This window comes from Streptosporangium sp. NPDC087985 (assembly GCF_044741965.1).
In the GTDB taxonomy this organism is placed as follows: domain Bacteria; phylum Actinomycetota; class Actinomycetes; order Streptosporangiales; family Streptosporangiaceae; genus Streptosporangium.
The window spans coordinates 1-8806 of the sequence record NZ_JBIUTQ010000044.1 but is presented as its reverse complement, the minus strand read 5'-3'; the positions used below and the strand labels follow the sequence as shown (position 1 = coordinate 8806).

General features: G+C 68.8%; 9 protein-coding genes and 1 pseudogene. 7 read left to right on the top strand and 3 right to left on the bottom strand.

Annotated features, from left to right (window positions below; genetic code table 11):
- Nucleotides 1–117: 117 nt before the first annotated feature.
- On the top strand, nucleotides 118–480 hold the full coding sequence (locus tag ACIN94_RS32465) for a hypothetical protein (RefSeq protein WP_400714761.1): 363 nt from the start codon (nucleotides 118–120) through the stop codon (nucleotides 478–480).
- Nucleotides 402–986: pseudogene (locus tag ACIN94_RS32460) on the top strand (Tn3 family transposase). Before ACIN94_RS32465 ends, ACIN94_RS32460 begins: the two are co-directional and overlap by 79 nt.
- Nucleotides 987–1322: 336 nt before the next feature.
- Here ACIN94_RS32460 and ACIN94_RS32455 read toward each other — a convergent pair.
- From ACIN94_RS32455 to ACIN94_RS32445, 3 genes are read right to left on the bottom strand one after another with little or no spacing between them, the layout of a single operon-like run.
- Nucleotides 1323–1532, bottom strand: coding sequence for a sigma factor (locus tag ACIN94_RS32455; protein WP_400714758.1), 210 nt, complete (start codon nucleotides 1530–1532; stop codon nucleotides 1323–1325).
- Between the two features lie 23 nt (nucleotides 1533–1555).
- Nucleotides 1556–2755 carry an NAD(P)/FAD-dependent oxidoreductase gene (locus tag ACIN94_RS32450; RefSeq protein ID WP_400714755.1) on the bottom strand — a complete coding sequence of 400 codons (1200 nt, stop codon included), beginning with the start codon at nucleotides 2753–2755 and terminating at the stop codon, nucleotides 1556–1558.
- Between the two features lie 51 nt (nucleotides 2756–2806).
- Entirely contained in the window at nucleotides 2807–3658 is an 852-nt protein-coding gene (locus ACIN94_RS32445; RefSeq protein ID WP_400714752.1) for an SDR family NAD(P)-dependent oxidoreductase, read from the bottom strand.
- Between the two features lie 256 nt (nucleotides 3659–3914).
- Between ACIN94_RS32445 and ACIN94_RS32440 the strand changes: the two genes are divergently transcribed.
- The 5 genes from ACIN94_RS32440 (at nucleotide 3915) to ACIN94_RS32420 (ending at nucleotide 8749) form a co-directional block, all read left to right on the top strand.
- Nucleotides 3915–4856 carry an RNA polymerase sigma-70 factor gene (locus ACIN94_RS32440; RefSeq protein ID WP_400714749.1) on the top strand — a complete coding sequence of 314 codons (942 nt, stop codon included), beginning with the start codon at nucleotides 3915–3917 and terminating at the stop codon, nucleotides 4854–4856.
- A gap of 142 nt (nucleotides 4857–4998) precedes the next feature.
- Complete coding sequence (locus ACIN94_RS32435; protein WP_400714746.1) at nucleotides 4999–6069, top strand: hypothetical protein; 1071 nt, start codon at nucleotides 4999–5001, stop codon at nucleotides 6067–6069.
- An 85-nt stretch (nucleotides 6070–6154) separates the two neighbouring features.
- On the top strand, nucleotides 6155–7378 hold the full coding sequence (locus tag ACIN94_RS32430) for a cytochrome P450 (protein ID WP_400714743.1): 1224 nt from the start codon (nucleotides 6155–6157) through the stop codon (nucleotides 7376–7378).
- Between the two features lie 7 nt (nucleotides 7379–7385).
- Complete coding sequence (locus ACIN94_RS32425; protein ID WP_400714740.1) at nucleotides 7386–7583, top strand: ferredoxin; 198 nt, start codon at nucleotides 7386–7388, stop codon at nucleotides 7581–7583.
- A gap of 260 nt (nucleotides 7584–7843) precedes the next feature.
- A complete protein-coding gene (locus ACIN94_RS32420) occupies nucleotides 7844–8749 on the top strand; it encodes a tyrosine-type recombinase/integrase (protein ID WP_400714737.1) in 906 nt (301 codons plus the stop codon).
- Nucleotides 8750–8806 lie beyond the last annotated feature (57 nt).

Here is an 8806-nt window from a genome sequence, read left to right as displayed (position 1 = left end):
TCCTCGTCGGTGAGGTCTCCACGCGCCATGGCGATGAACTATCAGCATCAGGGACCGAGGCGCAGGCGAATCCTTCTGATCTCAACTCCGTACAGTCCCTAAGACGATCCGGCCGGCGTGACGACGCTGGCCAAGATGGTGGCCACCGCCCGGACCAGTGCCACCGCGCTGACCTGGGAGAAGGTGGCGCACCTGCTGACCGATCAGTTACGCGCGGATCTGGACCGGCTGCTGGTCTATGACGCCGGGCTGAAGATGACCCGGCTGGCCTGGCTGATCAGGGCGGCCACCGACGCCAGCGCGACCTCGGTGAAGACGGCCATCGACAAGCTGCTCTACCTGCGCAACATGGACGCCCACACCCTTCCGGGGGGAACACCCGCTACCGGCACCTCAACGATCTGGGCCTGCGCAAGATCAACGTCCGGATCATCCGGCACCACTGGGCCGACATGCTGCACATCGCCGGGTCGCTCGTGACGAACCAGGTGCGCGCCTAAGACCTGCTGCGGATGCTGTCGGCCGATGGTCGTCTCACCGGTCTGGGGGCGGCGTTCGCGCACTACGGCCGCATCTTCAAGTCGATGCACCTGCTGCACGTCGCCCACCTGGAGGACTACCGGCGGATGATGGGCGCCCAGCTCAACATTGGCGAGGGCCGCAACGGCCTGGCCCGGCGCGTCTTCTTCGGTAACCTCGGCCAGCTCCGCCAGGGCTATGCGAAGGGCATGGAAGATCAGCTCGGCGCGCTCGGTCTGGGTCTCAACGCGACCATCTACTGGAACAGCCTCTACATTGACGCCGCCGTGAAAGCTCTGCAGGCGGACGGGAACCTGTTGATCGGCCCGGAGACCCGGGCCCGGCTGTCCCCGTTGATCTGGGAGCACATCAACTTCCACGGCAGCTACCCGTTCACCCGGCCGGAGGCGCCGGGGAACCTGCGGCCGCTGCGCGATGCGAAGGCCGAAGACAACGAACAGAACTGACGGCCAAAGGGTCCAGTGCCCCCTCCGCCGATCGGCGCCGGCGCCCTCACGCAGACGGTGGCGCCGCCGGGCCAGCCTTTCAGCGGTTGTCTTGTTGTCGCGGGCCTCGTTCTTGTCCGCGACTGATTGGGCCCCGGTGGTCGAATTCGTCTTCGACGGTGTCGCTGTCGGGGTTGCGCGCCCTGCTGGAACTCGGAGGCGATGTCGTACGACTCCGGCAACATCAACTTCTTCGGCTTCATCGAGGTGGATATCGAGGCCGAGCTCGCCAACTGGACGACGGCTGGCGACCGCTGCGACCAACCCTGGTGAACGAGTCAGGCACCACCTTCCTGCTCAACCCCTGATGGTGACGACCTTGGTCAGCCATGCTTCCGGCACCTTGATCCGCTGCCGGTCGGCGGCCTGCCAGTGCAGGAACACGTCCTGCACGGCGTCTTCGGCGTCGGCGGCGGAGCCCAGCAGCCGGTACGCCAGCGAGGCCAGCCGGTTCCGGCTGGCCTCGAACCGGCTGGTGTCGAAGCGATCAGTGGCGGTGCTGTCCACGCGGACCACACTCTATGAGGCGGCTACGCGAGCACCTTCTCGGCGATCGCGTCCGGCGCGGCGGCCAGGCGGCGCTTGCGCTTGGGCATGCCGTAGGTGGGGTGCGAGGTGGCCCACAGCGACATCTTGAGGATGCCCGCCTTGACCCTCGCGGCCTTCCGGCCGCCCACATACTTCGGCTTCGCTTGCGCTTCGTCGTCGACCATCTGCAGGATCCCGTCCCGCCGCCCGAGGCTGATGTGGTTGTACGAGTAGATCAGCTTGGTGTTCGCGATCTTGCGGCCGGTCAGGAGTCCCACGATCGCCTCGATGGCCTGTATGCCGGTGTAGCCGGCCGAAGCGCAGGACATCGGCAGCGGGCGGCCGTTTTCGCCGATGGCGTAGGCGCTGTCGCCGGCGGCGTAGACGTTCGGGTGCGAGACCGACCGCATGGTGCGATCGACGATGATCTGACCGTTCTCGGTGACCTCCAGCCCGCTGGTGGCGGCGATGGGGTTGACCGCGAACCCGGCCGTCCACACAGTCGCGTCGGACGCCAGGGCGGTGCCGTCGGCGCACAGCACCCGCGTCGCTTCGACGGCTTCGACGCTGGTGTGCTCCAGGACGGTGATGCCCAGCCGGTCGCAGGCCTGGCGCAGGTGGCTGCGGGCTCCGGCGGAGAGCCGGGCGCCCAGCTCGCCGCGGGCGACCAGCGCCACCGACAGGCCGGGCCGGGATTCGGCGAGCTCGGTGGCGCTCTCGATGCCGGTCAACCCGTCGCCGACGACCAGCACATTCCCGCCTTCGCCCCGCCTGCCCAGGCTGTCCAGGCGCTCGCGCAGGCGCAGCGCCGAGGGCCGGGCGGCGACGTCGAAGGCGTGCTCGGCCACGCCGGGGACGCCGCAGTCGTCGCCGTGGCTGCCGAGCGCGTAGACAAGCGTGTCGTAGCCGAGCTCGCCGCCGCCGTCGGGGTCGGCCACGGCGACGACCTGGCGCCCGGGGTCGACGGCGGTGACACGGGCCAGGCGCAGCCGTATCCCCGTGCCCGCGAAGACGTCGGCGAGCTTCGGAGCTTCGATGTCCTGGCCGGCCGCGAGCTGGTGCAGCCGCAGCCGCTGGACGAAGTCCGGTTCAGCGTTGACCACGGTGATCTCGGTGTCCTTCGGGGACAGCCGGCGGGCCAGGTTCCCGGCCACGTAGGCCCCGGCGTAGCCGGCGCCGAGGACGACGATGCGGTGCTTCATGTGTTGCTCCTGTCGGTTCGCTTGCTCTAGGTGAGTTGACTCGGCCCTGGGTCACCGATTTTCTTGATCGAGGTTGCCGTGAGCCTCCGCAGAAAGGTCCTGCCAGTCGGCCCAGGTCTTGAGCCGGTCGGCGTAGACCTGCTGGAGCATCGGGTAGAAGCCCTGCCCGAAGAGCACCCGCAGGGGTGGGTTGTCGGAGTCGACGATCTTGAGGAGTGCCTGGGCCGCGGCGGCCGGGTCGCCGGCGGGCTGCTTTCCCGCGAACCGCGCGATGCGCTGGCGGAGGCCGTCGTAGATCGGGTTGGTCTCGGCCATGTGGCCGTTGTTGAGGGGATCGGGGTTCTTGCCGGACCGGGTGGCGAAGCCGCCGGGCTCGACCACGGTCACCTTGATGCCGAAGTCGGCGACCTCTTGGGCGAGGGATTCGTTCAGGGCTTCCAGGGCCCACTTGGAGGCGCTGTAGGCGCCGCTGAGCGGGAACGCCATGAGCCCGGCCGCCGAGGACAGCTGGATGATGTGTCCCGCGCCCTGCTCACGCAGGTAGGGCAGCGCAGCCTGGATGACCCACACCGCGCCGAACACGTTGGTCTCCAGCTGGTCGCGCAGGTGCTGCTCGGTCATCTCCTCGATCGCGCCGACATGGGCGTAGCCGACGTTGTTCACGATGACGTCCAGTCGGCCGAAGTGCTCCCTGGCCCGCTTCACACTCTCGAAGACGGCGGCCTTGTCGGTCACGTCCAGCTTCAGCGGAAGCACCGCCTCGCCATAGGCGGCGACCAACTCGTCAAGGCTTCCGGTGTTGCGGGCGGTCGCGGCCACCTTGTCACCGCGAGACAGGGCGGCCTCGACGAAGTTGCGGCCCAGGCCGCGGGACGAACCGGTGACGAACCAGACCTTGCTCATAATGTCTTTCCGTTCTTTCTGCGGTGGCGGTCGCGCGATGGTCACCACGCGACGGGGCCAAGGCGATCACTCGTGGAGTTGTGTGCCGCGCGGATCGTTCGCGCGGCGTCCTGACGACCATGCGGCGTCGGCGCCCCGAACTTTGTGACAGTGCGGCCTTGTGATGTACGCCACTGATCACGGGTGTCACACAGCGGTGGGCGCCGGCGCCTTATGCATGGAGCAGGAGTTGCGGGTGAACAGGCAGGAGCCAGGTATGAACGAGCGCAGGGATGCAACGACTGGCACAGCCGAGCCGATGGCTGGTGGCGGCCGGATGGACCCGGCAACCGAGGCATTCCTCGCCCACCGCAACCTGCTGTTCACCGTCGCCTACGAGATGCTCGGCTCGGCCGCCGACGCCGAAGACGCCCTGCAGGAAACCTGGCTGCGGTGGATGAAAGTCGACGTGGAGCAGGTGCACGACCAGCGCGCCTACCTGGTGCGGATCGCCACCCGGCGCTCGCTGGACCGGCTGCGCACAATGAAGCGCCGCAAGGAGGCGTATGTCGGACCCTGGCTGCCCGAACCCCTGCTCACCACGCCGGACGTGGCCGAGGACGTCGAGCTCGCCGAGAGTGTGTCGATGGCGCTCATGCTCGTCCTGGAGACGCTGTCGCCGACCGAGCGGGCCGTCTTCGTGCTGCGCGAGGTCTTCGACGTCGGCTACGAGGAGATCGCGGCCGCCGTCGGCAAGACCCCTGCGACCGTGCGCCAGATCGCGCACCGGGCCCGGAAGCACGTCGATGCCCGGCGGCCTCGCGAGGTGGTCTCCCCGAGACAGGCCCGGGCGGCTGTTGAGTCGTTCCAGCGCGCGCTCGAAACCAGGGACCTGCAGGGTCTCCTTGACGTGCTCGCCCCTGATGTCGTCCTGGTGAGCGACGGCGGCGGCGTCAAGCAGGCCGCGCCGCGGCCGATCATCGGCGCCGACAAGGTGGCCCACATGATCGTCGGCGGCCTCGCCAAGGCCCAAGTCGCGCTCACCAGCGAGCCCACCGTGGTCAACGGCAACCCGGCACTCCTCCTCCGCGTGGACGGCGAGATCGACGGCGTCATAGCGGTCCGGGTCGAGGACGCCCGCATCACCGGCCTCTACTACGTCCGCAACCCGCAGAAGCTGACCCGCATCGCATCCGAGACCCCACTCACGCTGAAGTAATCCTTCAGCCACCGCGCCTTGATCACGGTATCTCGACAGTGCGAAGCATCCCGAGCGAAGGCATCCGCTCATCGGCACAAGTGCGTACCGGCCCGCCCCGTCACCACGTAAATCACGCAAACGTTCTCTTCTAGGAGTGGATATGGCCGTTCAGGCCCCGCTGGCAGCCAACACACTGCCGTCGTCGCCCTGGCGGGCGGTGGCCGGGACAGTAGTCCTGCTCACGGCGATCGTCTCCGTGCTGCTCACCGCCTTCGCCTGGCCGTCCGTGCGCTCGTCGGTGCACGATGTGCCGATCGCCGTCGCCGGGCCGGCCGCCGCGGTCGAGCCGGTCAGCACCGCTCTCCGTCAGCGCCTGCCGGACGGCTTCGAGATCACCGAGGTCGCCGACACCGCGGCCGCCGAACGATTGATGCGCGACCGGGAAGTGTACGGGGCGATCGATGCCAGCTCCGGCACCCCGCAGGTCATCATCGCCTCCGCCGCCAGCGCAGCGGTCGCTCAGACCCTGCAGAGCCTGGCGACCGCGCTCAGCCAGGCGCAGACACAGGGCACCGGTACGGCTGTCGCCGTCCGCGACCTCGTCGCCTTGCCGGCCGACGACCCGCGCGGCGCCGGCCTGGCCGCCGGCGCTCTGCCCCTGGTGATGGGTGGCCTGCTTGCCGCGCTGCTGCTGGCCAGACTCGTCCGCGGCACCGCCCGCCGGGTCACCGGAGCACTCGCCTTCGCCATCACCGGCGGCCTGACGGTGGCAGCGATCCTGCAGTTCTGGCTCGGCTCGCTCAACGGCGATTACTGGGCCAACAGCGGCGCCATCGCCCTGACCATCGCAGCCACCTCCCTGAGCATCCTCGGGCTGGAGTCCCTGCTCGGGTCCGTCGGCCTCGGTCTCGGCGCCGTCACCATGATGCTCATCGGCAACCCCCTGTCAGGCGCCGCGACCGCACCCGAGATGCTGCCCGGCTGGTCCGGCACACTCGGCCAGTTGCTGCCACCGGGAGCGGGTGGCCAGTTGCTGCGCTCCACCGCCTTCTTCGAAGGCCACGGCGCCACCCGCCCCGCTGCCGTCCTGCTGATCTGGCTCACGCTCGGTCTCCTGCTGTGCCTGGCCGGCACCCTGCGCGCACGCCGTACCGCCACTGTCACGGCAGGACCTTCTGAAGACGGCCGCATCACCGGCCTCGCCTACGCATCCGCAACCCGGAGCAGCTAACCGCATCGACACCCCCGCGACCCCACTCACCCCGCGATGAACACCAACGACAAACTCCGCCAGATCTATTACTGAGGGGTCCTTCATGACGAAGAACGTCGCCGGCGAACTCGCCGGCCTGGAACTGCCGGTCGAGCGGGGCTGCCCGTTCGCCCCGCCCACCGCCTACGAACGGCTGCGTGAGCAGGCGCCGATCAGCAAGGTCCGCCTGACCAGCGGCGGCGAGGCGTGGTGGGTGTCCGGGCATGAGGAAGGCCGGGCCATCCTCGCCGACCCCCGCTTCTCCTCCGACAAGCGCAAGGACGGCTTCCCGCTCTTCACCCTCGATGCGGCGACCCTGCAGCAGCTCCGCAGCCAGCCGCCGTTGATGCTCGGCATGGACGGCGCGGAACACTCCGCGGCCCGCCGTCCGGTGATCGGCGAGTTCACCGTCAAGCGGCTGGCCGCGCTGCGCCCGCGGATCCAGGACATTGTCGACCACTTCATCGACGACATACTCGCCGCCGACCAGCGGCCGGTCGACCTGGTGCAGGCGCTGTCCCTGCCGGTGCCCTCCCTGGTGATCTGCGAACTGCTCGGCGTCCCCTACACCGACCACGACTTCTTCCAAAGCCGCACCACCATGATGGTGCGCCGGACCTCGCTGGAAGACCGTCAGCGAGCCTTCGCCGAACTGCGCGCCTACATCGACGACCTGGTCACCCGCAAAGAGTCCGAACCCGGCGATGACCTGTTCAGCCGACAGATCGCCCGGCAACGCCAGAAGGGCACCCTCGACCACGCGGGCCTGGTGAGCCTGGCCTTCCTGCTGCTGACCGCCGGACACGAGACCACGGCGAACATGATCTCGCTCGGCGTGGTCGGGCTGCTCTTCCATCCGGAGCAACTGGCCTTGGTCAAGGCCGACTCGGGCAGGACGCCCATGGCCGTGGAGGAACTGCTGCGCTACTTCACCATCGCCGACGGGGTCACCTCCCGGGTGGTCACCGAAGACGTGGAGATCGGCGGGGTGAGCATCAAGGCCGGCGAGGGCGTCATCGTCTCGACCCTGTCGGCCAACTGGGACCCGGCGGCGTTCAAGGATCCGGCCGAACTGGATGTCGAGCGCGGGGCCCGCCACCACCTCGCCTTCGGATTCGGCCCGCACCAGTGCCTCGGCCAGAACCTGGCCCGGATGGAGCTGCAGATCGTCTTCGACACGCTGTTCCGCCGCATCCCCACCCTGCGGCTCGCCGCACCGGCCGAGGACCTGCCGTTCAAGACCGACGCCGTCATCTACGGCGTTCACGAACTCCCGGTCACCTGGTGAGCAGGACATGATGCGAATCAAAGCCGACAGCGACCTCTGCGTCGGCTCCGGCCAATGCGTCCTGACCGAGCCGGCCGTCTTCGACCAAGACGACGACGGCATCGTGGCCCTGCTGACCGATCACCCCGACGACCAGACCGCCGCACAGGCGCGCCACGCCGTCACCCTATGCCCATCCCGAGCCCTCTCCATCCTGCAGGAATAAGCACAACCTGGGTGGACGACGCGTCCGCGCCAAGAGAGGGCGACGATAGCTCAGACCTTGCCTCCAGCGCATCCACGCTGCGGGCAAGGCGAGCCTGGACCTCAAGCGCCTGACACTTGCGGGATAATCTGCGTTATCTGGCAAGATAGCGATCACGGGCTGGGTGTGAGCTGGGCGGCCGGTCTCCGGCGCGGACGCTTCGTTTCCCAGTTATCTGGCAACTGAGCCGATCGGGGCCGAGAAGGCGGAGGGCGGGCGGCATGGATCCGGTCATCAGTGAGCAGCTCGGCCACGCACACCCGCTGGCGGCACCCGTGGACGACTTCCTCACCGACCTGATCAACGCCGGGGCCTCCGCGCACACCCGGCGCGCCTATCGCGGGGACCTGCTGCAGTTCGCCGGCCACCACGGCGACCCGGTCGGCGAGCTGACCGCCGCGCCGGTCCGCGCCTACCTGGCCGAGATCGCCGGGCTCGCGCCATCGACCCGCAAGCGCAAGCGCGCCGCCATCGCCTCCTTCTGCAAGTGGGCGGCCCGCCACGACCTGCTGCAGGCCAACCCGATGGACCGGATCGACACTGTCAAGGTGCCCAAGAACCTGCCCCGCCCGGCGGCGGCCGCCGACGTCGCCAAGGTCTTAGCCGTAATCTGCACCCGGCGGCCGCGCAAGGATCTCCCGCTCGACCGGCTGCGCGATCGGGCGCTGTTCGAGACCGCCTACGTCTGCGGCGCCCGCGCCTCTGAAGTCTGCGGCCTGTACGTCGAAGACCTCGACCTGCGCCTGGACGACGAACACGTGCGCATCTGTGGCAAGGGCGGCAGCGTGCGCACCGTGCTGCTCGACGACCGCGGCTACGTCGCCCTGCTCAAGCTCTACCTGGCCCGCGCCGGCTACACCTCCGGGCCGCTGTTTCGCGCCTCCATCAACGGCGCCGGCGGGCCGCTGAGCTACGACGCCGCCCACCACCGCTGGCAGAGCTACTGCGCGCAGGCTGGCGTCGACGTCGACATCCACCAGCTGCGGCACACCCACGCCACCGAACTCATCAACGCCGGCGTCTCCATCGAGGCCGTCCGCCGCCGCCTCGGCCACGCCTCCACCGAGACCACCCAGCTGTACGCGCTGCTAGGGTCTGTATGGACTTCGGATCTTCAGGCGGGTTGAAGGCTTCGGATCCACAAGATGGCTCCGCGTAGATGAAGGCCGGCCAGATAGCTTTCG